20 protein-coding genes are annotated in these 26064 nt (G+C 74.0%); 4 read left to right on the top strand and 16 right to left on the bottom strand.

Translation table 11 applies throughout. From position 1 onward, the window contains the following. The 7 genes from FL583_RS10275 to FL583_RS10245 all read right to left on the bottom strand — a co-directional run. Positions 1-1334: GGDEF domain-containing protein (locus tag FL583_RS10275; protein ID WP_142704319.1), on the bottom strand; the 1334-nt coding region annotated here is incomplete at its 3' end. Between the two features lie 1596 nt (positions 1335-2930). Continuing rightward, positions 2931-3815, bottom strand: coding sequence for a PaaX family transcriptional regulator (locus FL583_RS10270; RefSeq protein ID WP_142704318.1), 885 nt, complete (start codon positions 3813-3815; stop codon positions 2931-2933). After that, positions 3812-4828, bottom strand: a complete 1017-nt coding sequence (locus FL583_RS10265; RefSeq protein ID WP_142704317.1) for a branched-chain amino acid ABC transporter permease — start codon at positions 4826-4828, stop codon at positions 3812-3814. The genes FL583_RS10270 and FL583_RS10265 overlap by 4 nt, the downstream gene beginning before the upstream one ends. After that, on the bottom strand, positions 4825-5664 hold the full coding sequence (locus FL583_RS10260) for a branched-chain amino acid ABC transporter permease (RefSeq protein ID WP_142704316.1): 840 nt from the start codon (positions 5662-5664) through the stop codon (positions 4825-4827). Before FL583_RS10260 ends, FL583_RS10265 begins: the two co-directional genes overlap by 4 nt. Next, positions 5661-6326 carry an ABC transporter ATP-binding protein gene (locus FL583_RS10255; RefSeq protein WP_142704315.1) on the bottom strand — a complete coding sequence of 222 codons (666 nt, stop codon included), beginning with the start codon at positions 6324-6326 and terminating at the stop codon, positions 5661-5663. The genes FL583_RS10260 and FL583_RS10255 overlap by 4 nt, the downstream gene beginning before the upstream one ends. Next, positions 6319-7074 (bottom strand): ABC transporter ATP-binding protein, encoded by a 756-nt coding sequence (locus FL583_RS10250; RefSeq protein WP_142704347.1) that lies wholly within the window; start codon positions 7072-7074, stop codon positions 6319-6321. Before FL583_RS10250 ends, FL583_RS10255 begins: the two co-directional genes overlap by 8 nt. Next, positions 7074-8246 (bottom strand): ABC transporter substrate-binding protein, encoded by a 1173-nt coding sequence (locus FL583_RS10245; protein ID WP_142704314.1) that lies wholly within the window; start codon positions 8244-8246, stop codon positions 7074-7076. Before FL583_RS10245 ends, FL583_RS10250 begins: the two co-directional genes overlap by 1 nt. A 247-nt stretch (positions 8247-8493) precedes the next feature. On the opposite strand from FL583_RS10245, the gene FL583_RS40820 reads away from it, so the two are divergent. From FL583_RS40820 to FL583_RS10225, 4 genes are all read left to right on the top strand, one after another. Next, positions 8494-9801 (top strand): PucR family transcriptional regulator, encoded by a 1308-nt coding sequence (locus FL583_RS40820; RefSeq protein ID WP_142704313.1) that lies wholly within the window; start codon positions 8494-8496, stop codon positions 9799-9801. Positions 9802-10036: 235 nt separating this feature from the next. After that, entirely contained in the window at positions 10037-11134 is a 1098-nt protein-coding gene (locus FL583_RS10235) for a glycosyltransferase (protein ID WP_142704312.1), read from the top strand. A 120-nt stretch (positions 11135-11254) separates the two neighbouring features. Then, positions 11255-12859: an ABC-F family ATP-binding cassette domain-containing protein gene (locus FL583_RS10230; RefSeq protein WP_142704311.1), complete on the top strand. Its 1605-nt coding sequence runs from the start codon at positions 11255-11257 to the stop codon at positions 12857-12859. Positions 12860-12895: 36 nt separating this feature from the next. Beyond that, complete coding sequence (locus FL583_RS10225; RefSeq protein WP_205751994.1) at positions 12896-13720, top strand: enoyl-CoA hydratase-related protein; 825 nt, start codon at positions 12896-12898, stop codon at positions 13718-13720. Here the strand turns inward: FL583_RS10225 and FL583_RS10220 are convergent. The 9 genes from FL583_RS10220 to FL583_RS10180 form a co-directional block, all read right to left on the bottom strand. Then, positions 13711-14076: a hypothetical protein gene (locus FL583_RS10220; protein ID WP_142704310.1), complete on the bottom strand. Its 366-nt coding sequence runs from the start codon at positions 14074-14076 to the stop codon at positions 13711-13713. The genes FL583_RS10225 and FL583_RS10220 overlap by 10 nt on opposite strands. Before the next feature lie 53 nt (positions 14077-14129). After that, positions 14130-15704 (bottom strand): sensor histidine kinase, encoded by a 1575-nt coding sequence (locus FL583_RS10215; protein ID WP_142704309.1) that lies wholly within the window; start codon positions 15702-15704, stop codon positions 14130-14132. 43 nt (positions 15705-15747) lie between these two features. Beyond that, positions 15748-16692 carry a hypothetical protein gene (locus FL583_RS10210; protein ID WP_142704308.1) on the bottom strand — a complete coding sequence of 315 codons (945 nt, stop codon included), beginning with the start codon at positions 16690-16692 and terminating at the stop codon, positions 15748-15750. Then, positions 16689-20129 carry an AAA family ATPase gene (locus tag FL583_RS10205; protein ID WP_142704307.1) on the bottom strand — a complete coding sequence of 1147 codons (3441 nt, stop codon included), beginning with the start codon at positions 20127-20129 and terminating at the stop codon, positions 16689-16691. Before FL583_RS10205 ends, FL583_RS10210 begins: the two co-directional genes overlap by 4 nt. 11 nt (positions 20130-20140) lie before the next feature. Beyond that, positions 20141-21298 carry a metallophosphoesterase family protein gene (locus FL583_RS10200; protein ID WP_142704306.1) on the bottom strand — a complete coding sequence of 386 codons (1158 nt, stop codon included), beginning with the start codon at positions 21296-21298 and terminating at the stop codon, positions 20141-20143. Between the two features lie 46 nt (positions 21299-21344). Continuing rightward, positions 21345-22121, bottom strand: a complete 777-nt coding sequence (locus tag FL583_RS10195) for an IclR family transcriptional regulator (RefSeq protein WP_142704305.1) — start codon at positions 22119-22121, stop codon at positions 21345-21347. A 42-nt stretch (positions 22122-22163) separates the two neighbouring features. Then, positions 22164-23822, bottom strand: a complete 1659-nt coding sequence (locus FL583_RS10190; protein WP_142704304.1) for a thiamine pyrophosphate-binding protein — start codon at positions 23820-23822, stop codon at positions 22164-22166. A gap of 108 nt (positions 23823-23930) precedes the next feature. Further along, positions 23931-25172, bottom strand: coding sequence for an EAL domain-containing protein (locus FL583_RS10185; RefSeq protein WP_170323577.1), 1242 nt, complete (start codon positions 25170-25172; stop codon positions 23931-23933). Then, positions 25169-25963, bottom strand: a complete 795-nt coding sequence (locus FL583_RS10180; RefSeq protein ID WP_142704302.1) for an SAM-dependent methyltransferase — start codon at positions 25961-25963, stop codon at positions 25169-25171. The genes FL583_RS10185 and FL583_RS10180 overlap by 4 nt, the downstream gene beginning before the upstream one ends. Between the last annotated feature and the right edge of the window lie 101 nt (positions 25964-26064).

Here is a 26064-nt window from a genome sequence, read left to right as displayed (position 1 = left end):
GAACCGCTCGCCGCGGCGGGCGAAGAACCACCCCGGAGCAGCACCGCGAACTCGTCGCCGCCCAATCGAGCGACCGTATGATCCGGCCCGACCGCCTCCTGAATCCGCGACGCCGCCGCGACCAGCAGCGTGTCACCGACCGCATGCCCGAGCCGATCGTTGACCACCTTGAAGTCGTCCAGGTCGATCAGCGCGAACACGATGTCCTCCCGCGCGGCCAGCGCGGCTTCCAGGCGCGACGCCATCAGCGCCCGGTTGGCCAGGCCGGTGAGCCCGTCGTGCGTCGCCTGGTGCGTCATGCGGTTCTCGGACTCGCGGAGGTCGGCGACCGTGCTGTCGAGTCGCCGGAGCAGCCGCCCGTTCTCCCGGAAACTCACCAGCTGCCGGGCGCTGACCAGCGCCGTCAGCACCACGGCACCGACGATCACCGGACCGGCGTCCGCCGGGGAGTCGAGGGTGGCCAGCAGCACGCCGTCGGTCAGCAGGACCGCGACGTAGGGCAACAGGTACAGCGACCGGACCCGGGCCGGCCGCCGCCGGGGCTCGTCGCCGTCGAGCGCGGCCAGCGCGGCCCGGCGCTGCCGGTCGACCGCCGCGGTCAGGAAGCCGTAGGCGAACGGGAACGCGAGGAAGGACGTGTTGAGGTACGGCCGCTCGGCCAGCTGCGGCGAGAGCCCCGCGGCGCTGCACGAGGTCAGCGCGGCCACCGCGAGCAGCTGCAACGCGCCCGGACTCACCTCGCGGACCCCCGCGAACGAGATCCGCAGCAGCACCAGCACGCCCAGGAAGCCGGTGGCGACCGTGGCCACCAGCGGCAGCGACGAGCCGGTCGTGGCCTCGAAGTCGCCGATGTTCCGGATCGCGAAGTACCAGGTGAAGAGCACCCCGCCGGCGAGCACCGTGCCCGCGTCCAGCGCGAACGTCACCCACGCGGCCCGGGTCAGCTTGTTGACCGGCACCAGCAGGATCGCCGCGATCATCAGCACCACGCCGGCCAGGTCGAACGCGCTCGTCCGGTTCGACAGCACCTGGGTGGGCGCACCCCGCCCGAGCGTGTCGATCATCTGGCTGACCGCGCCCACCCCGATGCACACCGCCGCCAGCGCCATCGTCCGCCAGAAGCGCCGGGAGGCCGGCCCGAGCGGCGTCGCCAGGACCAGCCGGACGGTCGAGTACACGCCCACGACGACCGACGCCAGCGGCGCGATCCAGCCGACCACCGGCGGCGCGATCGGCGCGTTCCAGGCCGCGGCCAGGTACGCGAAGCTCAGCAGGGCGCAGACCAGCGCCACCCGGGTCGCCCGCCCCGGGTGCTCGGTGAGACGTAGTCGCACGGCACCCCCTCTTCGCTTCGGACACCCCATCGACCGGCCGCCGAGCTTCGCAAGTCTTCCCACCGCGAATCAACCGCACTGCACCCCGGCCTCGTTCTCCTGGTCGGTCGGGTTTCCCGTGAGTCGAGGATCATTACGCCTGCCGGGCGGGGCCCGGTCGCTTCCGCGACCGACGCTCACGGGCCGCGCGCGGGCCGTCCCGCCCCTCCGTAGCGGGTTGCTGACCCACCCTCCGGTTGCGGGGGGTGTGCAACGCCCCCCGCGGCGCCGCCCCCGCGCGGTGTCCCGGCCTGCGGCGGCTCGGACTGCGGTGGCCGGCCTGCGGCGGGGCGGCCTGCGGTGGCCCGGCTCGCGGTCGCTCGGCCTGCGGTGGGGCGGCCTGCGGCGGCTCGGCCTACGGCGGGGCGGCCTGCCGTGGGGCGAGCTACGGCGGGGCCGGCATGGCGGCCGTGTGGCAGGGCGGCTGTGTGGCGGGGCGGCTGTGTGGCGGGGCGGCTGTGTGGCGGGGCGGCTGTGTGGCGGGGTAGGCGTGTGGCAAGGCGGCGGGCGGCCGTATGGCGGGGCGGCGAGGCGCCAGGCGGGCGGCAGATGTTTAGCGATCATCCGCGATGCGGTGGTGGGCTATTTCGGGCGGATTGGGCACGATCGGGCCGGGCGTAGCCCACCTGGACCCACCTACTCGGCCCTAACGAGCCCAACCCGAGGGCACGACCGGCCCCGAAGGCGATCCCCCGAAATGAGCCCTACTCCAACGCACCCACACCGCAGCAAGTCGGGAGACCGGCTCACCGAGCACTCAGCACCGCACTGACCTCTCCGACCACCGCAAACGGCTGCTCATAGGGCTCTGTCGCCCCTCCTCCCGAGAAGCGCCCATCTGCCCGCCAACATCCGAAGCAACCCGCGGAGCTGGCCACTTTTGGTCATCGCTTTACCTAGCCGGCGCACGATCCGCCGCGGATAGCCCATCCGCTGCATCGCAACCTCCACCGGAAGAGGGTCAGCGGGGCGTTCAGCGCCTGAGCGCCGACGCTGGGCGCGCTCGCGCCACAGCCTGCCTCAATGCGCCCGCTCGGCCCGAACGCGCCCAGTTCGACAGCACCTGCCCGCTCAGCGCCAGAGTGCTGCTCCGGCGCCGCCCAACCCCCGGCTGCCCGCCGCTTCGCGTTGCCCGCCGCTTCGCGCCGCTCGGCGGCTTGCGCCGGCTCGGAGTCGCTCCAGCGCGCACCCGGGGCCGCAGCGTTTCGGGGTACCGGGCCGGCCTCAGGCGCTCAGCGCTGCCGCCGTTTCGCTCGCTACCCCGCCCGCCCGCCCGCCAACGTCCTCCCAGCAATACCGCAATACTGCGGAGACTTGTCACGCATCCTGTCCTGCCATTCGGCACCCACCGATCGGTGGGTGCCGAACGGCCCTCAAGCTCAACGTGCCCTTCACCGCGCTGGCGCTCACCCACCCAGGCCGTGCGCCCTCGCACAGACGAGCCGCGCACCCCAACGAGCCGCGCACCCCAACGAGCCGCGCACCCCAACCAGCCGCGCACCCCAACCAGCCGCGCAACCCGACGCCGCCGCCCCGCCCGGGGGCGGACCCCGCGCCTCAGCGGCTGAGCTCTCTCGTCGTATGGTGCCGCACCAGCCCCGCCAACCCCGGATCGAACCGCGCCAACACCTGGCGCACCCGAGCCTCGGCCAGCGGCCCCAACTCGTCGTACAGCTCCCCGAAAACCGCCCGCGCCCTCCTCCGGGGCCAGTCCGGCGGCAGCACCGCCTCGGGGAGGTCCGGATCGAGCGCCGGGAACGTCCGCCAGACGTCCATCAGCCTCGTGCGCGCGATCAGCGCCTCGGCCGACCCGACGTCGCCGCCATCGAGCCTCGCCCTCAACGGGCCGGTGTCGGCGAGGAACGACTCGTACGCGTGCCGGATCTCGTCCAGGTCCCAGGCCGAGATCAGCGGCGTCCCGACCGCCTCCTCGGCCCGCAGCACGGCCGCCGATCCGATCCGCAGCTCGTCGAGGAACTCGCGCACCTCGTCGGCGGCGGCGCGCGGCGACACCCACACCCCGTCGAACAGCGGCGCGAACCCGAGCCAGCGCAACCGGCTGCGCAACAGATGACGCAGGTCCCGCTGCGCTTCGGGCAGCGAGAACGTGGCCACCGTCCAGGTGCCGCCCCACGGCTGGTCCTCGGCGCCCAGCGCGACGATCCGGCTGGAACTCGCGACGATCGTCCGGGTCGCCGACGCCGACAGGCCGTAGTACGTGTTGCGCCCGACCTTGCTGGACTCGAGCACCCCGCGGTGGGCCAGCCGGCGCAGCGCCGCCCGCGCGCTCACCTCGCCGACGTCGAAGCCGGAGACCAGCGCGACCAGCGCCGCCGACGGAAGGTGCTCCAGACGCCCGTTCCAGTAGTCGCCGAGCAGCGTGACCAGCAGGTGCTGAGGCGAGGTGCCCGCCTGCCTCCGGGGCAACGGGACGGAACTCACGGACGCGTCGTGTCCCGCGACTTCGGGCTAAACCACAAGCGCCACATACGCCACTCCCGAATCATACGAACCGGCCCCCGATCGCCGATACGCGTCGACGCCGGCACCACCCCACCCGGCATGAACAGCAGAACCCCGATCAGCAGCACCGCGTAGGCGGCGTACCCGAGCACGGTCGGCGCGTAGCTGGGCGCACCCGGACGAGTGCTCAGATCGTTCAGCACCTGCACGACCAACGTCACCGCCACCGTGCCCACCACCGGCCCCCAGCGCGTCCCGAGCCCGCCGAACACCGCCATGACGACCCACTCGACCGACATCGCGATCGTGAACGAGCCCGGCGCGATGTACCCGAGGAAGAACGCGTAGATCCCACCCGCCAGCCCCGCATACGCCGCCGACAGCGCGAACACCGTCACCTTGTACCGGATCACCGGGATCCCGCTGGCCGCCGCCACCTGCTCACTCCCGGCCAGCGCCCGCAGCGCCCGCCCTGGCCGCGACGCGACGATGTTGGCCGTCAACACCAGCACGACACACACCGCGACCCACGTCAGCCAGGCGTACTCCCGCGGCGCTTCCAGAGAAAAAGATCCCACCCCCAGCAACGGAATCCCCTGCAACCCGATCGCCCCGCCGAACACGTCGATCTCGGCCGCGACCGACAGGATGATCAGCTGCAGCGCGAGCGTCGCGAACGCCAGGTAGTGCCCGCGCAGCCGCAGCAGCAACGCCCCCAGCAGCGCGGCCACACCCGCGGCCACGACAGGCGCGAGAACCAGCCCCACCACCGGAGGCCACCCGTGCACGGCCGGGACCGCCGCCGTGTAGGCCCCCACCGCGTAGAACGCGGCCTGCCCGAGCGACACCTGCCCGGCGTACCCCATCAGCAGCGAGATCCCGGTGACGGCCAGCACCGCCAGGCCCATCAGGACGTACACCGACATCTGGGTGTCGTCGAGCAGGAACGGCAGCCCCAGGGCCACGATCCCGAACGCGATGCCGGTCTTCATACGGTCACCGGCTGCCGGATCGCCCGAGCCACCATCACCAGCACCATGAACCCGAGCGCGACCTCGGTCTGGAACGAACCGTCGACGTACCCCGCGAACAGCGTCTGCCCGACGCCCAGCAGCAGGCCGCCGGCCAGCGCCGTCCCGGGCCGGTCCAGCCCGCCGAGCACCGCGGCCGCGAACCCGTTCACGGCCAGCGCGACGTCCCGGTCGAACGCGATCGACTGCAACGGCGTCAGCAGGACGCCGGCGACGCCGCCGAGCAGACCGGCGAGCCCGAACGCGTACAGGCCCATCCGCCGGACGTTGATGCCGGCCAGCCGGGCAGCGTACGGGTTGGCGGCACACGCGGTCAGGCCCTGGCCGAGGTACGTCCGCCCGAAGAACGCGCCCAGCAACCCGAAGACCACCAGCGCCACCCCGGCCACCAGCACCCACTGGTGCTGGATCCGCACCCCGCCGAGCGTCAGGACCCCCGGCCACCCGTCGAACGACCGCGGCTGATCTCCCCAGACGATGATCTCGACCGCGTAGCCCAGGAAGCCGAGCCCGAACGTGATCACCAGCGACGCCAGCGGCGGCGTGCCGGGCTTCCCGATCGCGACCACCCCGACGACGACGCCGACGACGCCGGCCAGCGCCACCGCGGCCAGCTCGGAGAGCCCGTGCGGCCACCCCGACGAGAGCAGGGTCCCGCACGAGAGCCCGGCCACCACCGGGAACAGCCCCTGGGCGAAGTTCACCACGCCGGTCACCCGGTGCACGACGACGAATCCGCTGGCCAGCAGCGCGATCGTGCAGCCGAGCGCGGTGCCGGCGACCAGGTACTCGATCATCCCGGTAGACCTCCCAGGTACGCCGACACGACCGCCGGGTCCTCCCGGAGCGACGCCGACGGCCCCGACGCCACGACCCGTCCGGCCTCCAGCACGTAGGCCCGCGAACACAGCGAGAACGCCAGCGTCGTCTCCTGTTCGATCAGCAGCACGGCCAGCCCCCGCTCCCGATTCAGCTGGGTCAGGTGCTCGGCCAGGTCACGCACGACCATCGGAGCCAGCCCCAGCGAGAGCTCGTCCACCGCCAGGAGGTCGGGGTCGGCCATCAACGCCCGTCCGACCGCGACCATCTGCTGCTGCCCGCCCGACAGCGACCCGGCCGGTCGGCCCCGCAGCGCCACCAGGTCGGGAAAGAGCGCGTAGATCCGGGCCGGATCCCGCCGGGCCCGCGCCAGCCCCCACGCGCCCAGCCGCAGGTTGGTCTCGACCGTCAGCGACGCGAACAGCTGCCGCCCCTCCGGCACCTGGGCCAGCCGCCCGTCCAGCCGCACGACGCCCGCCGACGGCCGCACGATCCCCGACAACGTGTTCACCAGCGTCGACTTGCCCGCCCCGTTGGCCCCGACCAGCGCCACCATCTCCCCGGGCCCGACGTCCAGGCTGACCTCGTCCAGCGCCGTCGCGGTGCCGTACCGGACGACCAGGTCGCGGACCTCAAGCATCGGAACCCAGGTAGGCCTTGACCACCGCCGGGTCGCCCCGCACCGCGGACGGCGTCCCCGAGGCGATCACCGACCCCAGGTCAAGCACGGTCACCTGGTCGGCCAGCCGGGACACGAACCCGACGTCGTGCTCGACGAGCATCATCGTCAGCCCTTCCTCGCGGAGGTCTTCCAGCACCGCGGCCAGCGACGACCGCTCGGCCGCACGCAGCCCGGCCGCCGGTTCGTCGAGCAGCAGCAGCCGCGGTGACGCGCACAGCGCCCGGGCCAGCTGGGCCCGGCGCTGCTGGCCCAGCGGCAGCGACGAGGCCGGGGTGTCGGCCCAGTCGGTCAACCCGACGCGGTCCAACGCCGAGAGAGCCGACGCCCGGATCGCCCGCTCCTCCCGACGGCAGCGCCCCAGCCGCAGCGCCGCCGCCACGAACCCGTGCCGGGCCTGGGTGTGCGCCCCGACCATCACGTTCTCCAGGGTCGACAGCCCCGGGAACGTCCGGGCGCCCTGGAACACGATCGCGATGCCCGCGGCCGCCCGCCGGTGCGCGGGGATCCGGTCGAGCACGGAGCCCTCCAGCGACACCGACCCCGCGTCGGGCCGTAACAACCCCGCGACCAGGTTGAACAACGTCGACTTGCCGGCCCCGTTCGGCCCGATCAGCCCGTGCAACTGCCCGGCCGGCACCTCCAGCGACACGTCCCGCACCGCGTAGACGCCTCCGAACGCCCGCGACAGGCCGGAGACCGCGAGCATCACGACGGCAGGTTCGTCGTCAGCTGCGACGTCATCCAGGGCGTCGGGACGAATTTCCCGTTGGTGACCGTGGCCATCGCGACGTTGTCGGTGGACAGTCCGGAGTGGTCGGAGGCGCTGTACTTGTACCGCCCGTTCGGCGTGAGCAGCGACAGCGACGTCAGCGCGGCCTGCACCTTCTTGCCGTCGGTGGACTTGGCCGCGCGGATGGCGTCGGCCAGCACGAGCACCCCGCAGTACCCGTCGATCGCGAACTGCGGCGGGTACGCGCCGTACTGCTTCTGGTAGTCCACCGCGAGCTTGTCCACCGCGGTCTTCAGCGGCGACGCGGGCAGCGAGGATCCGATCACCCCGATCGCCGCCGAGAGCACGACCTTCTCGGCCGCCGCCCCGGCCGGCTTCGTGAACAGCGGCGTGCCCTGCGCGCCGGTCAGCACCAGCGGGATCGACAGCCCGGCCGTGGCGAACTGCTTGGTCGCGATCACCGCGGGCGGCCCGGTCGCCCACACGAACATGGCCTGCGCGCCGGACGTCCGCACCGGGGCGTACACCGCGCTGAAATCCTGCGTCCCGGTGTCGAACGACCGGTCGACGACGACCGTCACGCCGTACTGCGCGGCTTTCGCCTTGACCGCGGTGTAGCCGGCCACCGCGTACGAGCTCTTCGTGTCGTGCGCCAGCGCGACCTTCGTGATGCCCACCGATTGGAAGTACTTCAGCGTCTGCTCGGCGTAGGTGGAGGCCCGCGCCGGGATCTGGAACGCGAACTTCCGCACCGGGTCGACCTGCTGGTCGGCCGCGGCCAGCGAGAGGTACGGCATCGAGTTGCGCTCGGCCAGCGGGATCGTGGCCAGGGCGGAGTTCGAGAACGAGGAGCCGATCACCGCGACCGCGCCCTCGGACTTGTGCGCGTTGAACGCGAGTACCGACTGGTCGGGCTGGGTCTTGTCGTCCTTCACGACCAGTTCGATCTTCCGGCCGTCGATGCCGCCGGCCGCGTTGATCTGCGCGACCGCGATCTTCGCGCCCTGCTGGTCGCCGGTGCCCAGGGCCTGGTAGTTGCCGGTCAGCGGGACCGTCAGTCCGATCCGGATCGGCCCCGAGTCGTCGTTCCCGCTGGACGCGGAACACCCGGCCAGAACCAGCACCAGTAGTAGAGCTAATTTCCGCACGGGTGAACCTCCTGGCGTCGATGCCATGTGGGGTTGAACACATCCGGTCGCTCGGTTCGTCAACCTAGAGCCGTGACGATCGCCGGTCAATATGTCGGCTTCCACAAGGGATCTGCGGTAACCCCACTGGTCACACCAGCCTCATGAACCTTAAAGATTCCCAATCCGTGACCTATCGCAGCCCCGATCACCACCCCATTGACGAATGGCGCGCCAAGGTGAAGCCCATCGACCGCTGGAGAGCCGCATGCCCGAGTCCGAGTCCGATCTCGTAGACCGCGACAGAGTTCGCCATCTCGCCGACGCCGTCGATCGGGAGGCCGTCGCGGCCGCCGTGCTGACCGCTCTCCGCACCCAGGGCGACCGGACCGCGGCGATCACGCCGGTCGTGCGCGACCACGTCCGGATGTTCACCCGGATGCTCCTCTCCGGCACGCATCCGCCCCAGTCCGAGACCCGCTCGCTCGCGCTGCGGTCGGTCGCCGCGTCGCGGTCCCCGATCGACGAGATGCTCCGGTCGTACCGGGTGGGGGCCGACGCGGCCTGCCGGGCCGTGCGCGCGGCCGCCGGCCCGGACGACCTCGCCGCCGTCGTCACGGTGACCGAGGAACTGATGGCGTTCATCAACCTGATGACCGCCGCGGTCGTCCAGGCCAGCCTGGACGACCGCGACCTGCGCCGGTCCGAACGCGAGCGCCGGTTCCGCCGGTTGTTCGACGCGATCGACGGCGCCGCCGCGCTCACCCCCGACCTGGTCGAACTGGCCGAGGACATCGGCATCCCGACGACCGGGCCGTACCTGCCGTTCGCCGCCGCCCACCGGGGCGCCGGCGCGGCCGAGCACGCCCGGCTGGCAGCGGAGCTGTCGGCGGCCGGGGGACTGCTCGCGTTCAGCGAGGGCGAGCGGATCGACGGCATCTGCTCCACGCCCGGCCAGCTCGACTGGCTCAGCGAGACCGAGGGCATCGCGGTGGCGGTCGGGGCGGCCGCGGCGCGCGGCCGGCTCGCGGCCGCCTGCCGCGACCTCCACGTCGTCATCGACGTCGCGGTCCGCCGTGGACGGACCGGCCCGATCGGGCTCGCCGACTTCGCCCCCGAGGTGCTCGTCGAGCTGTGTCCCGAGGTCAGCGACGCGCTCAGCGCCCGGGTCTACGACCCGCTCCCGGCCGAGCTCCAGGCGACGCTGCATGCGCTGGTCGCGTTCGGCTTCGATCGGACGACGACCGCGGCGACGCTCCACATCCACCGGAACACGCTGCTCTACCGGCTGGGGCGGATCGAGGAGCGGCTCGGGCTTGACCTCAGCCGCGCGGCCGACCAGGTCTCGATCTACCTGGCGACGCTGCGCCGCGACCGCACGCGCGGGAACCAGCCGCCGCCCGGCGCCGCTCGTCGCCGGGGCATCACCAGCGTCCCCGGGGTCCGCCCGCGGGCCGCCGACGCGATCCGGCCGCCGGAGCCGGGCCGTCCGAACGGCCTCCACGACCGCGAGTCGATCGGCGCCCGCCTCACGACGGCCGGCGCCGCCTGGCCCGCCCGCCGCGCCACCCCCTGACTCCCCGCCCCCAGCCGCGCCTCGCGCCCAATCGCGCCTCGCGCCCAATCCCGCCCCGCGCCCAATCCCGCCCCGCGCCCAATCCCGCCCCGCGCCCAATCCCGCCCCGCGCCCAGCCGCGCCTCGCGCCGAGCGGCGCCCCCGCCGCCTGCGGCCTCCCCGCGCGCAGCGCCGCTCGCGCGCCGCCCAGCCCCGGAGCGGGGCTCCGAGCAGCGGTCCCGCACACTGGGGCCTGATGCGCATCTTGATCGTCGCCGCCGGCTCCCGCGGCGACGTCGCCCCCTGCACCGGCCTCGCCGCCCGCTTACGCTCCGCCGGTCACCGCGTCGCGATCGCCGCTCACCGCCCCTTCGCGGACCTCGTCACCGCGACCGGCAGCGAGTTCCGTCCCCTCCCCGGCGACCCACGCACGGTCCTCGCCGCGGCCGCCCTCGACCCCCGCGCGGCCCGCCCGGCCCTCCGCTACCTCGCCGACCTTGCCGACGGGCTCGCCGAGGCCACCCGCCCCGGCGTCGATCTCCTGCTCACCGGCGTCGTGGCCGCCCCCGCCGCCCGGGCGCTGGGCATCCCGGTGCTGGCCACCTACCTCCAGCCCGCCCACCCGACCCGCGACTTCGCCCCACCGCTCACCCGCCTCCACAGCCTCGGCGCCCCCGGCAACCGGCTGGCCTGGGCTCTGCAGCGGTGGGTCCTGAACGCCCCGGACGACCTCCCGACCCTCTACGGCTACAGCCCGGCCGTGCTGGCCCGTCCCGCCGACTGGCGTCCAGAAGTGCAGGTAGTGGGGTATTGGTGGCCGCAGACCCCGGCCGGCTGGCGGCCGCCGACCGGCCTGGCCGAGTTCCTCGCCGACGGGCCACCACCGATCTACGTCGGGCTGGGGAGCCTGGCCGACGGCGAGGCGGCCCGCCGTTTCACGGCGAACGCCGTGGCGGCCGCCCGCCGCCTCGGGTTGCGGGTCGTCCTGGGCGGCGGCGGCGACCCCGCGCCGGGCGTCCACCCGATCGCCGACGTCCCCCACGAACACCTGTTTCCGCAGGTCGCCGCCGTGGTGCACCACGGCGGAGCGGGGACCACGGCGGCGGCGCTGCGCGCCGGGGTGCCGCAGGTCCCGGTGCCGGTGCAGGCCGATCAACACCTCTGGGCGCACCGGTCGGTCGCGCTCGGCGTCGCGCCCGCGGCTCTCCGCCTGTACCACCCCACCACGGTGGCGGACGCTCTGGGAGCCGCCGTCCGTGACCCGGCGTACCGGGATCGGGCGCAGAAACTGGCCGGCCAGGTCGAGGCCGAGGACGGCGCGGCCGCGGTAATCGAGGCGATCGAACGGCTCTGACCCTGCTACGGTCGCACCGGACCGCGATCTAGGAGACACGCGATGGCAGGCGACGACGACATCTCCGGGTGATTCCCGGCGGTGCTCCGTTCTCGTCCCTCCTGTGGCCAAGGGTTCTCCATGTCCGTAATTTGCACCGACCTGTCCTTTTCCTGGCCGGACGGCACCGTCGTGCTCGACGCGCTGTCGTTCTCGCTCGGCGGCGGCCGCACCGGCCTGGTCGCGCCGAACGGCGCCGGCAAGAGCACGCTGCTCCGGCTGATCGCCGGCGAGCTCCGCCCGACCGGCGGCACCGTGACCGTCTCCGGCACGCTCGGCTACCTACCCCAGACCCTGCCGCTGGCCGGCGAGAGCACGGTCGCCGAGGTCCTCGGCGTCGCGCCGGTGATCCGGGCCCTCGACGCCCTGGAAGCCGGGGACGCGAGCGACGAGGTCCTCGCCGCCATCGGCGACGACTGGGACGTCGAGGAGCGCACCCGCGCCCAGCTCGACCGGCTCGGCCTCGGCGGCCTGCCGCTCGCTCAGCGTCTGGCGACGCTGAGCGGTGGCGAGATCGTCTCGCTCGGCCTGGCCGCGCGCCTGCTCGAGCAGCCGGACGTCCTTCTGCTCGACGAACCCACGAACAACCTCGATACGGACGCCCGGCGAGCGCTGTACCGGGTGCTGGACGAGTGGCGCGGCGGGGCCCTGGTGGTCAGCCACGACCGGACCCTGCTCGACCGGATGGACCGGATCGCCGACCTGAACGCGGGCGGGGTTCAGCTCTACGGCGGCAACTTCAGCGCGTACGAGGAGGCGATAGCGGCCGCTCAGAACGCCGCGCTGAACGACGTCCGCAGTGCCGAACAGGAGCTCCGCCGCGAGAAGCGGGAGGCGCAGCAGGCCCGGGAGCGGGCCGCCCGGCGGGCCGGGACGGCCTCCCGGAACCTGAAGAACGCCGGGCTGGCCCGGATCGTGGCCGGCGGCCTGGCCCGGAGCGCGCAGGAATCGGCGGCGAAGGCGAGCGCGACCCACGATTCCCGGGTCGGCGACGCCCGAGCCCGCCTGGACGAAGCGGAACGGGCGGTCCGGCACGAAGACCGGATCACACTCGACCTGCCCGGCACCCGGGTCCCGGCCGGGCGCACGGTGGTGAGCGCGGAGAACGTGCGCGTGCGCGACCTGTTCACCGGGCTCGACCTGAGCGTGCGCGGCCCCGAGCGGGCCGCGCTGACCGGCCGGAACGGCGTCGGCAAGTCGACGCTGCTGCGGCTGCTGGCCGGTGAGCTGACGCCGACGAGCGGGGTGCTGCGCCACGCGGCGGGGCGGTCGGCGTACCTGTCCCAGCGCCTCGACCTGCTGGACCTCGACCGCACGGTGGCCGAGAACTTCGCCGCGTTCGCCCCGGCGACGCCGGAGGCCGACCGGCTGACGCTGCTGGCCCGGTTCCTGTTCCGGGGCGCCCGGGCCCACCTGCCGGTCGGGGCGCTCTCCGGCGGCGAGCGGCTGCGGGCGACGCTGGCCTGCGTGCTCTACGCCGAGCCCGCCCCCCAGTTGCTGCTGCTGGACGAGCCGACGAACAACCTCGACCTGGCCAGCGTCGACCGGCTGGTGAGCGCGCTGGACGCCTACCAGGGCGCGTTCGTGGTGGTCAGCCACGACGAGACGTTCCTGGCCGCGCTCGGCCTCACCCGCCGGCTGAACCTGGCTGACGGCCAGCTCACGGAGGCGACACTGGGTACTTAGGGCGATAGGTGCCCCTAATGTGCAATTGTGGGTGTTATGGAGCAATCGACCATGGGAGCGTCGGCACCCGCCGACCCGGGCCGGCCGCTCGTGCGGACCCGCCTGGACGGTGCGGTCGCCGTCGTCATGCTCGACTCTCCGGCCAACCGGAACGCGCTCTCCCTGCCGGTCGTGACCGGCCTGATCGACGCGATGCAGACCGCGGCCGAGGACGACGAGGTCCGGGTCGTGGTGCTCGTGTCGGAGGGGGAGGTGTTCTGCGCCGGCGCCGACTTCACCGAGCTCACCGAGCCCGGTGACGCCGGCCCGCTGATCGCCGCCCGCTCGATGCTCACGCTGCTCCGGGCAATGGTGACGCTGCCCAAGCCGATCGTCGCCCGGGTGCACGGCGAGGCGGTCGCGGCCGGGCTGGGGCTGATCGGCGCCAGCGACCTGGTGATCTCCGAGCGCAGCGCGACCTACGGCTTCACCGAGACCCGGATCGGGCTGGCCCCGGCGCTGGCCGCGCTGACGACGCTGCCCCGGCTGAACCACCGCGCGGCCGCCCGGGCCTACCTCACCGGCGTCACGATCGACGCCGGGATCGCCGAGGAGATCGGGCTGGTCAGCCAGGTCGTCGACGACGAGATGCTGGACGCGGCGGTGGACTTCGCGGTGGCCAGCCTGCTCGCCGGGTCGCCGGGCGCGCTCGCCGCGACGAAGGCGATGCTCACCGAGCCGATCCGCGCCCACCTGGACGAGCACGGATCGGCCATGGTGGAGCTGTGGGCGCGCCTGTGTACCAGCGACGAGGCCAACGAGGGCATCACCGCTCAGCTGGAGTCACGACGCCCGGCCTGGGCCATCCCCGATCAGGTGTAGCCCTCGCTGCGGTCCACCGGGCCCTCACCGACCGGCTCCTCCTGGGTCTTCAGGTAGAAGCTGGTGAGCCGGCCGCCGTTGTCCTCGGTCCACTCGGCGAAGACCGGGCTCTCGGTCTGCAGGATCCGGTGATACGTGTCGAAGTCCTCGACCGGCAGATATGCGGTGAGCCGGTTCGGGGTGTTCAGGTTGCCGAGGCTGTTGCTCGGCGTGAACAGGACCACCGCGTCGCTCACCGGCGGACGTCCGTCCGGATCGAAGACGAGGATGATCGAGTGCCAGGGGAACGGCCGCTCACCGGCGGTCTTGACCGCGCCGTAAGACAGCACGTAACGCGTCACGCGGAACGTCGGCACAGGAGTCCATTCAGGTCGAGGGTCGAAACCTGCCGACGATCACCGTATCGGACTCAGGACCACCCGATGATCGATCCGGACACGGCGGACGCCGTGAGCTGCGCCAGCGGGAGCCGGATCGTGACGTCGAGGCCGCCCTGGGCGTTGGTGGCGAGGCCGATCGTGCCGGCGTGCTGCTCGATGATCATCGCCACGATGGACAGCCCCAGGCCGGAACCGGCGATCCCGAGCTCGACCGCGTTCGTGCCCCGGTAGAACGGCTCGACGACGCGGGGCAGTTCGTCGTCGGGGATGCCGATGCCGGTGTCGGAGACGACCAGGCGGATCGTCCGGGCGTCCTCGCGGTCCAGCGTGATCGTGATCGTGCCGCCGGCCGGGGTGAACACGATCGCGTTCTGCACCAGCGCGGTCAGCGCGCGTTCGAGCAGGTGCGGATCACCGAGGACGGTCGCCGGGGCCTTCTCGTCGTAGCGCAGCTCGACCTGCGCCTCGGTCGCCAGCGGTGACGTCTCGGCGTGCACGGTGGACGCGACCTCGCCCAGGCTCACCGGCGGCCGGTCGGCCAGCGTGCCGACCTTCCCGATGCCGGAGATCGTCAGCAGGTCGAGGACGAGCTCGTGCAGCCGCGCGGTGTTGCGTTCGACGACGCCGACCGCGTTCTGCTGCTCGTCGGTGAGCTGCCCGAAGTCGCCGACCGAGAGCAGCTCCAGGTAGCCGAGCATGCTGGCCAGCGGCGTCCGGAGCTCGTGGGACGCGGTCGCGGTGAACATCTGCCGGTCGCGCTCGAGGCGGCGCTGGTCGGCGGCCAGCTTCGTGTTCTCCATCATCCGCGACAGGTCGGCGGCGATCGACGAGAGCACGTCGAGCTCGCCGGCGGTCCAGTTGCGCGGGCCGCCGCTGTCCATGACCAGGAGGCCGCCGCAGGGCTGCGCCGCCGCGGTGATCTGCAGCGAGACCAGCGCGCGGACGTCGGCATTCTCGGAGAGCGTGCGGGCCGCCTTGGCCCGCGGGGTGTCGCCGTACAGGATCGGGTCGGCCCGCAGGTTGGGGTGGACGTCGGCGGTGCCGGCCGGGTCGGTCGAGCGCGGATCCCTCGGCAGGATCGGCAGGTCGTCGGGGGCCGGGGTGAGCCCGTCGCGGTGCCACTGGGTGACCAGCGGGCGGTGGTCCTCGGTGAGGGCCTCGGAGATGCGCAGGAACACCCGGTCGACGTCCAGCGCGGCCCCGACGCGGCGGACCACGTCCTGGAGCGTGGTGCCGAGGTCGCCGGTCGGGGTACCGCCCGGCTCGGCCAGGCGCCGGACGACCTGGCGGGCCTCCTCGACCGCGACCGCGTGCTCGTAGGCGGCGAGGAGGCGGTCGGTGGCGTCGTACACCGGGTGACCCTCGCCGGCCCTGGCCGTCCGGTCCCCGGCCGCGGCCCGGAGGAGGACGCCGCTCAGGACGTCGAGCGGGGCCGCGACCTCCCTGGTCAGCCGGAGCCCGACCAGGACGACGAGGACGACGCCGCCGAGCGAGAGCAGGCCGGCGAACGCGCTACGGGCGGCGAACTCCAGTACCGCGGCGACGAGCAGGAACGCGGCGATGATCGCGAAGCCGAACCGCATCCTGGTGGACGCCGATCGCACGGCCTGGCCCCTCTCTTTTGCCCCTTATAGGTATTAATATCACCTATCGGGCAGAAGCGGCCGTTCGCAGCGCGCGGTAGAGCAGCGCCGGGTCGCCGAGCCGGCGGCGGAGCGCCCGCTCGAGGCCCGCGATCGGGAACAGGTTCTGCGGGGCGCGGGAGTCCTTGAACTCGACCGACGCGTACCGGCAGAGCGTCTCCTGGCTGAGGTTGGCCAGCGCGACCGCCTCGCTCGCGGTCAGGTCGGACGCGCACTCGACCCGGACCACGCCGGCCCACGGGGCACCGGCCCCGCCCGGGAGCCGCAGGTACCAGGCGTAGCGGTCCCAGGACGTGCCCATCCGGAACACCGGCGACCGGTGGGCCGGGTCGAGCCGGGCCACGACGCCGTTGAGCTGGGCCGGGAGGTACTCGGCCCGGTGGGTCTTGATGAACCCGATCGCGCGGGGGAGGTGCTGGCGGCCCTTCAGCGGGCCGTCGAGGACGAGCAGGTCCTGGTCGTCGTCCAGGCTCTCGCGGGCGCGCCTGGCCGCTTCGAGCTCGACGTCGGCGAGCTGGCGCTGCAGGCCCAGCGACAGCGCGTCCGGGTCGTCCTGCTTGACCTTGTACAGCGCGTAGGTGCCGGCGTTCGTCGTGACCGGGGAGGCGTCGTCGGCGGCGGTGAAGACCCCGCGGCGGACGGCGACGGTCGGGACCGTGGCCCCGTTCGCGGTGCAGCAGACGACGCCGGCCGCGTACGACGCGCAGATCGCCAGCGAGGCGCTGGTGCCCGCGCCCGCGTGGACCCAGAGCTGGGCGTCGATGCGCCGGACGCCGTCGACGAACAGGACCGCGGACGGCAGCGCGACCGGGCGGGGCTCGATCGGCTTCCAGTCACCGGGGTCGCGCTCGACGTCGAGCTCGACGCGGGCGCTCGACTTGGTGCGGGCGGCGTCGTCCTCCGTGCTGGTGCCGTAGCCCGGATCCCAGGCGTCGACGCTGAATCTCATTGCACCACCTTCGTGACCGTCGACGTGCGCTGGTCGCGGCTGACCTCGAACCGTACCGGGACCCGCTCGGCCAGCGCGGCCACGTGCGTGACCAGCCCGACCATGCGGTCGCCGCCGGCGGCCAGGTTCTCCAGCGTGGCCGCGACGACCTCGAGCGTCGCCTCGTCGAGCGTGCCGAAGCCCTCGTCGAGGAAGATCGAGTCGAGCCGGGCGGCGCCGGACGCGGCCATCGTGCTGACGTGGGCGCTCAGCGCGAGCGCCAGGGCCAGGCTGGCCTGGAACGTCTCGCCGCCGGAGAGCGTCTTCACCGGGCGGCGGCTGTCGGCGTCGGCGTGGTCGACGATGACGAACTCGCCGGCCTCGTGGGTGAGCGCGAACTGGCCTCCGGAGAGGTCGTCGAGGGTCGCCGACGCCTCGGCGACGAGCAGGTCGAGGGCCGAGGCGACCAGCCAGCGCGGGAACGCGTCCGACCGCAGCAGCTGCCCGAGCTGCCGGGCGACGAGCTGAGCGGCCTCGGCGGCGTCGCGCCGTTCGACCAGCTCGGCGGATTCGCGGCGCCGCTCGGAGATCCGCCGCTCGACTCCGCGCGCTTCCGCGAGCGCGCTCGCCACCGCCGCCGGCGCGATCTCGGCGAGCGGCCGCGCGCCCGCGCCGCCCGCGCCGCCCGCGCCGGCCGCGCTCGGGCCGGCCGCGCCGGCCCAGGGCGTGGCCGCCCCGGGCGGGAGTTCGATGGCGAGATCGGTCAGGAGCGTGCGCAGGGCGTGTTCGCGTTCGGTCAGCGCGCTGTCGGCGGCGCTGACCGCGGCGGCGGCGGCCTCGAGCTGGTCGGTGCGGGCGTCGGCGGCGGCCAGCGCCCACTCGGCGAAGGCCCGCCACCCGCCTACCGGGTCGTCGGACGGGATCGCCGGCGCGCCCAGCGGCACGAGCGGCTCGCGGATCGCGATCAGGCCCCGCACGGTAGTGGCGACCTGCTCGTACGCCTCTTTCTCGGCCCGCTGGGCGGCGCCCAGCGCGGTACGGGCGGCCCGGAGCTTCCCGTCGGCCTCGCGGGCCGTGCGGTCGAGCGCGTCCAGCTCGGCCAGCGTCGCGGCCAGGGTCTCCGCGTCGGGGGCGTCGCCGAGCTGCTCGGTGAGCGCGGCCGCCGACCGGTCGGCCGCCGCGAGATCCGCCGCCGCGCGCTGCTCGGCCCGGGACGCGTCGGTGTGTGCCTTCCGGGCCGCGGCGAGCCGCTCGGACGCCTCGGCCAACGTCCGCTCGGCGGTGACCCGGGCCGTGTCGGCCGCCCCGGACTCTTTCGACACCCCGGTCAGAGCGGCCTCGCGCTCACCCGCCGCGGACGCCGCCCAGGTGGCCAGCGCCGCCCAGCCCGCGGCGACGTCGTCGACGTCGTCGATCAGGCTGCCGGGCGCCCCGAACGGCGCCAGCCCGTCCCGGGCTTCGCGCAGCGCCGTCCGCACCCCGGTCGCCTCGGCGCCGACCTTGGCCACGTCGCGCTCGGCGTCGGCCCGGGCCGCCCGGGCGGCGACCAGCTCGGCGTCGGCGGCCCGCGCGGCCACGTCCAGGGCGTCCCGGGCGGCGAGCCAGCGGTCGAGGTCGTCCAGAGTGAGGATCTCGACGGCCGCGGCGCCGTCGCCGTGGATCGTGGTCCGCAGCTTCTCGTCGGCCAGCGTGGTCTGCAGGGCCAGCGCCTGCGCGTCGGCGGTGGCCAGCGCGCTCTCGGCGGCCGACGCGGCGGCCGCGGCCGCCGACCGGTCGGCCGACGCCGCATCGGCGGCCCGCTGCGCCTCCCGGACCGCGGCCTCGGCCTCGGCGACCCCGCCCTCCTCCGCGAGCGGCGGCGGCAACGTCGCGACCGACTGCTCGCACACCGGGCACGGCTCACCCGCGACCAGGTGTGGACGCAGGTTCGCGGCCGTGCGGTGCCGGGCCCCGGCCTCGCGCGCGGCCCGGGCGGCTTCGAGCGCCTCCTGGGCCCGCCGGACGGCGTCCTCGGCCTCGGTACGGCGCCGCTCGGCGTCGGCCTGGTGCTGGTGCAGGGCCGGGCGGCCCTCGATCAGCCGATCGAGTTCCCGGCGCGCGTGGCGCGCGGACTCGACCGGGCCGCGGGCCGGGGCCGCCGCCACCGCGGCGCGGGCGGCCGAGTCGGCCGACTCGGCCTCGGCGTGGGCGGACGCGGCCCGGGCCGACGCCTCGCGCGCCGACCGCAGGCGGGTGTCGAGCTCGGCGAGGCCGGGCGGGGCCTCGACCGCGGTCAGCCGGTCGCGTTCGCGGGTCAGCCGGGCGACGGTCTCGCGGGCGCTCTCGGCCGCGGCCGCGGCGGCCAGCTGGGCCGCCCGGGCCTGCTCGACGACCTGGTCGGCCGCGGCGACCTGCTGGTCGGCCTGGGCGAGGCGGGTGGCCGCGGTGGACTGGGCGGTGAGCAGCCCGGGGCGGGCGGCGGCCAGCGCGTCGAGCTCCCGGCGGGCCCGGCGGGCGGCCTCCAGCGGACCCCGGGCCGGGGCCGCGGCCAGCGCGGCGCGGGCGGCCGAGTCGGCGGTCTCGGCCTCGGCCAGCACGGTGGCGGCCCGGCCCGACGCGTCCCGGGCGGTGCGCAGGGCGGCGTCCAGATCGGCGAGACCGGCCGGGACCTCGACCGCGGTGAGGAGCTCGCGCTCCTGGTTCAGCCGCGCGACGGTCTGCCGGGCACTGCGGGCCTCGTCGGCGGCCGCGGTCAGCGTCGGGAGCGCGGTGGCGACCCGGGCCTCGGCCTCGACCAGCGCACCGATGCGGGCCTCGGCCGCCTGCTGGGCCTCGTCGGTCGCGTCGCCGTAGCGCTGGAGCTGGTCGGTGAGGAGTTCGGCGGTCTGTTTCTCGCGCGAGGCCTCGGTGTTCGCGGCCTTGGCGATCTCGTCGTACACCTCGAGGCCGAGGAGCTTGACCAGGATCTTCTGCCGGTCACCGGCCCGGGCGTGCAGGAACTCGGCGAAGTCGCCCTGCGGCAGCACGACGCACGTGCAGAAGTGCTCGAACGTCAGCCCGAGGATCCGCTCGACCGCGCCGGTGACCTCGTTGTCGGCCGCGACCAGGTCGGACTCGTCTTCCAGGTCGCCGAGCGACGTGCTGTCGGCCAGCCGCTCGAGCCGGGCGTTCTTGACGTTGACGTTGCCCTGGGCGGTGCGACGCATCTCGCGCACGGCCACGTACCGCTGCGATCCGACGTCGAACACCAGGCGGACCGTGCCGCGGTTCGCGGTCGGCGACAACGCGAGCTTGACCAGGCGCTTGTCGTCCCAGCGGGGCACGTTGCCGTAGAGCGCGAACGTGATCGCGTCGATCACCGTCGACTTGCCCGCGCCGGTGGCGCCGACCAGCGCGAAGTAGTCGGCGTCGGCGAAGTCGACCGTGGTCGGCTCGCGGAACGAGCCGAAGCCGTCGAGGTCGAGGAGTACGGGCCGCATCTCGTCCTCCTCTAACCGGCGGTGACGTCGTCGTGCAGGCGGGTGAAGAGGCTCTGCACCCGCGGGTCGACGATCTGCCGCTCGCCGCAGAACTCGGCGAACAGTTCGCCCGGCGTCGCGTGCTCGGAGCCGCCGCTCGGCCGCTTCACCTCGACCTGGGCCGCGAACTCGGGATCGATGCGCACCTCGAGCGCGCCCGGCAGCAGATCCTGGACCTCCTCCCGCAGCCCGGCCCGGGCCGGTTCGCGGACGAAGACCCGCAGGTAGTCGTCGGCGTGGGCGGCCGCGCGATCGGCCAGCTCGGCGACCGTGCCGGTGATCGTGCTGAGCTTCTTGGCGCTGGTGAGCGGCAGGTCGGTGACCCGGGCCGGCGTGGACGGCGTGGCCTCGACCAGGCAGACCGACGCGGTGTTGTCTTGCTCGCCGAAGTCGACCGCTATCGGTGCCCCCGAGTACACGACCGGGCAGGCCGCGGGCAGCGTCTGACGCCGGTGCAGGTGACCGAGCGCGACGTAGTGCGCGTCGGCCGGGAACGCGCCGGCCGGGACGTGATACTCGAAGATGGACTGGGCCGCGCGCTCGCCGCCGCCCATCGCCCCGCCGGTGACCGTGAGGTGCGCGGTGACCAGGTTGACCGCGTCGTCGCCGAACCCGGCCGTGAGCGACGCGACGAGCTCCCGGATCAGCTGGTCGTACCCCGCGCTGTTCTCGGCCGGCGTCTTCGTGACGAGCTCGGCGGCCCGGATCGCGTGCCGCTGGGAGAGGAACGGCAGCGCGGCGACCCGGACCGGCTCGCCGGTGCGCGGGGCGGTGAACGAGACGACGCCGCCGCTCTCGGCCGTGCGCACGCTGCCGACCAGCGTGATGCCGGCGACGTTCATCAGCGGCCGGTACGCGTCGAACGTGCGGGGGTGGTCGTGGTTGCCGGCGATCGCGACGACCTCGGCGCCGGTCTCTTTCAGGGCCATCAACGCCCGCACGACGAGCTCCTGCGCCTCGGCGCTGGGGGCGGCCGAGTCGTAGAGGTCACCGGCGACGAGAACCGCGTCGACCTCGTGGGTGCGGGCCAGCGAGACGATCTCCCGGAGCACGGCGCGCTGCTCGTCGAGGCGGTTGCGGCCCTTGAGGACCTTGCCCACATGCCAGTCGGACGTGTGCAGGAATCTCACGGCACTAGACGCTAGCTCACTCCTGTGACAGAAGCGGTCCGCGCACTCAGCGGCCCACCCGTAATGTTCCGTTCGCGGTGTCCCTGGTCAGTTCCCGGGACAGCGCCAGCGCCGCGGTGCGCACCGCCGGGGCCAGCCGCTCCAGGTCCAGGTGCTGCGCCCAGCCGGTGATCGAGATCGCCGCGATCACGCAGCGCCGATGGTCGAACACCGGCGCCGCCACCGCCGACACCCCGACCTCGGCTTCCTCCCGGTTCACCCCGTACCCGCGCTCCACCGCCCGGGCCAGCTCCTGACGCAGCAGCCCGGGCATCACGATCGTCCGGGGCGTGAGCCGCTTCAAGCCCGCGGAGACCACCGCGCGCAGCCGCTCCGGCGATCCGTAGGCCAGGAACACCTTTCCGGTCGCGGTGCAGTGCGCGGGCAGCCGTCCGCCGACCCGGGACACGATCGGCGTCGACCGCCGGCCGCTCACCTTCTCCAGGAACAGCGTGTCGTTCCCGGCCGGCACGGCCAGGTGGATGTTCTCGTGCGTCGCCTCGTACAGGTCCTCCAGGTACGGCAGCGCGGCCTCGCGCAGTTCCCGGTGCCTGGGCACCCGCTGGCCGAGCACGAACAGGCTCATCCCCAGCCGGTAGCCCCGGGCCGTGCGCTCCAGCCCGCCCCACGTCACCAGCTCGGCCAGCAGCCGGTACGCGGTCGGTTTCGGCAGCCCGGTGCGCCCGGCCAGCTCGGACAGCGTCAGGTCGACGTCGGTCGCCGCGAACGCGTCGAGCAGGCGCAACCCGCGCGCGAGCACCGACTTCGGAACCTCGTCGTCCATCCGCTGATCGTGGCGCCCCGGTCCGGCGAACGGCAACGAGTTCTAGCCGGAACGCCCGCCGTGGGCGGTGACCGGTACCTCGACGAGCAACGGCTCGGTCCGGTCGCCCGCTCCGGCCACCAGCGCGCGCAGTTCCTCGGTGTGCGCGACCCGCGTCGAGGCCATCCCGAACAGCTTCGCCCCGGCCTGCCAGTCGAGCCCGGGCAGGTCCAGCCCGACGTACGTCCCCGCGGCGGCCGACGGACCGGCCAGACCGTCGAGCGTCTCCTTCAGCGTCCGGTACTCGCCGTTGTTCACGACGACGAACGTGACCGGCACCCGGTAGCGGACCGCACTCCACAGGCCCTGGAGCCCGAACATCGTGCATCCGTCGCCGAGCACGGCCACCACCGGCCGGGACGGATCGCCGAGCCGCGTGCCGATCGCCGCCCCGACGCCCCAGCCCAGCCCGCCGCCGATCGTGTGCACGTAGGACCGCGGCCGGTCGAGGCGCAGCACGGTCCGCAGCGCGAGACCGGCCGTGATCGCCTCCTCGACGACGACCGCGTCGTCCGGGAGCCCGGACGCCACCGCGTGCATGGCCGCCGGCGGATCGAGCGGCGCGGGCCCGTACCGGTCCCGGGCCGCCCGCTCGACCGCGGCCCGCTTCTCCGAGATCCGTCCCCCGATCGCCGCCACCCGCGCTTCGACCGCCGCGGCGGTCGACGGTCGGACCTCACCGGCCAGGGCCTCCTCCACCGCCGCCAGCGTCGCACCGAGCGCACCGGCCAGCCCGGCCGCGACCGGGAAGTTCCGCCCGATCTCGGCCGGGTCCGCGTCCAGCTGCACCACCGCGCAGCCGTCCGGGATCGGCGACCCCGGCGTCCAGTGGTGCGGCATGAACGCGTGACACCCGACGATCACCACGACGTCGTGCGCCTCCAGTTCGGCCCGGATCGCCTCGTGCCGCGGCGGCAGCATCCCGGCGTACAACGGGTGCGACCCGGGGAAGTCCACCCCGTCGAACATCGGCTGCGACCACACCGGCGCCCCGAGCCGCTCGGCCAGCGACACCAGCGCCGGAACCACGCCGTCCCGCCCCACGCCGTCTCCGGCCACGATCACCGGCGACGTCGCCTCGGCCAGGATCCGCACCGCCGACGACACGTCCGACGACGCCCCCGGCGCCGACACCCGCGACACCGCGGGCACGTCCACCGACGACGAGGACGACAGCACGTCCATCGGCACCGACACGAACACCGGCCCCGACGGAGTCCGCCGGGCCAGCGCGAACGCCCGCCGCAGCAGCACCGGCAGGTCGTAGGGCTGGTGCACCTCTACCGCCGACTTCACCGCGGGCGACGCGAGCCCCACCAGATCACCGGCCAGCATCGGGTCCGCCTGCAGGTGCCGCTGGTCCTGCTGCCCGGCCAGCACCACCATCGGCGTCCGCGACCGGCTCGCGTTCAGCAGCCCGATCAGCCCGTTCGCCAGCCCGGCGGCCACGTGCAGGTTCACGAACGCCGTCCGCCCGGTGGCGCGCGCGTACCCGTCGGCCATCGCGACGACCGACCCCTCCTGCAGCCCGAGCACGTACGGCAGGTCCGGAGCGTCGACCAGCGCCTCCAGGAACGGCAGCTCGGTCGTCCCGGGGTTGCCGAACACGTGCCGGACGCCCTCGCTGCGCACGATCTCCAGCAGCGCGTCCACCGGCTTCACGAGAGCCCCCTCCGGCCCGGAGCCCCGACGACCGGAGCCCCGACGCCCGGAGCGTCGGCCCCCACCGCCCGGAACGCCAAGCGCCCTTTCTCGCTCAGTAAAACGCCGTCAACGCGGGAACGTGACTTCCGCAGCCGGCACCGGCCGGCCGTAGTGCCAGCCCTGGGCCCGGGTGATGCCGAGCCGGCGCACGAACGACGCCTCGGCCGCGTTCTCGATTCCCTCGACCGTCGTCGTCAGCCCCAGCCGCCCGGCCAGGTCGGTCACGACGTCGAGCACGTGGGTGCCGGCCCGCGCCCCGGCGAACGGCAGCAGCCGGACCGGGTCGAGCAGCGAGGCGGCCAGCTTGAGCCCGTGCACCGGCAGGCTCGGCAGCACCGCGAGCCGGGACAGCCCGGTACCGACGTCGTCGAGCGCCAGCCGTACCCCGAGCGCCGCCAGCCCGCGCAGGACCGGCAGGTCGGCGTCGGCCAGGGTGGCGTCCTCAGTGATCTCGACGTGCAGCAGCTCGGGCGGGAGGCCGGTCCGGGACAGCACCCCGCGCACGTCGTCGACGATCGACGGGGTGCGGAGCTCGGCCGCGGACAGGTTGACGCCGACGAACACCGGCCGCCCGGCGGCGGACTGCCATTCGACGGCGGCCCGGCAGGCGTCTTCCCGGAGCCGCGAGCCGAGCGCGGAGAACACCTCGTCGTCGGCGGACGGCAGGAACTTACCGGGCGTGAGCGTGCCCTGGTCGGGGTGCTCCCACCGGGCCAGCGCCTCGAACCCGACCAGCTCCTCGCCCTCCAGCGTGACGATCGGCTGGAAGTACGGCACGACCTGCCCGCGCTCCACCGCCGCGGCCAGCTCCCGCCGGTACGGGGTGTCGGCCCGCGCCCGCAGCGCCCGCTCGGCCCGCTGCCGGGCGACCAGGTCGGAGCTGCGGATCGCGTCCTGCTGGGCGAGCGTCCGGTCGTGCGCGGACCGGGCGAACCCGACCCCGACGCCGGCCAGCAGCGCCGAGACCCGGGCCCGGACCTGCGGATCGGCCGGGTCGAGCTCCAGATCGGTGCCGAGCCGCTCGCCGAGCAGCGCCAGGGTCCGGCCGAGCGCGTCCGGCGTCGCGAAGCCGATCCCGACCACCGCCGACCCGATGTCGCGCCCGGTGCTCTCCGGCTTCGCCGCGCCGAGCAGGGCCTCGGCCGCCGCGTCGGTGAGCAGCCGGAGCTGCTCGGCGATCACGGTCCGGTCGTCCGGGACCCAGCTGGTGCCGATCAGGTGCCGGGCCCACTCCCAGGCGAACACCGCGATCGCGACCGCACCGGCGTCCGGAGCGGTCGCGACCGCGCGACGGGGAGCAGCGGTCACCGCTTCCACCCGACCGCGCCGTAGTTGCCGCACCACGACGGATCGTAGGCCACGTCGTCCGGCCAGTCCGGCCGCCACCGCACGACCCAGGTCAGGCCCGGTTCCACCAGCTCCCAGCCGTCGAGCAGCCCGGCGATCTGGGACCGGCTCCTGGTGGTCGTCGGGTTCGCGCTGCGCTGGTAGAGCTCCTCGATCCGCTTCACTTCCTCGGGACGGCCCTCCATCGTCCCGTGGGCCAGCACCAGCCCGCTGCCGGCCGGAATCGCGTCCCGGAACGCGGCCGTGATGCGCGCGGCCTCCGCGTCGGTGTCGACGAAATGCAGCACCGCGACCATCAGCAGCCCGATCGGCTGGGAGAAGTCGAGCAGCTCGCGGGTCACCGGGTCGGTCAGCACGTCGGCGGGCCGGCGGATGTCGGCGTGCACGATGCCGGCCCGGTCGACGTCGGCCAGGATCGCCTCGCTGTGGGCGACCGCCACCGGGTCGATGTCGACGTAGACCACGGTCGCGTCCGGCGCGACCTCGTGGACGTTGCCGGCGGTCGGAATGCCCGACCCCAGATCGAGGAACTGACGGATGCCCCGGCTCTGCAGGTAGCGCACACCGCGGTGCAGGAACCCGCGGTTGGCCTGGGCGAGCAGCGGACCGTCCGGGAACAGCTCCAGCACCTGGCGGGCCAGCTCCCGGTCGGAGGCGAAGTTGTGCGAGCCCCCGAGGTAGTAGTCGTACATGCGGGCCGCTGACGGCTGATCCGGATCAACCGTGTCCGACGTCCAGTCCGGACTTTCCACGCGCTCTCCCGGGTCGTGGGAATGTCTCCCGATCCTAAGTACACAGACGACCGGCCGTGGTTTCCTGGAGGTAAGTAGACCGTCGGTTTCTCAATGTTTCG

It is taken from the genome of Cryptosporangium phraense, from assembly GCF_006912135.1.
Lineage (GTDB): Bacteria > Actinomycetota > Actinomycetes > Mycobacteriales > Cryptosporangiaceae > Cryptosporangium > Cryptosporangium phraense.
This window is presented reverse-complemented; position numbering and strand designations above follow the sequence as displayed.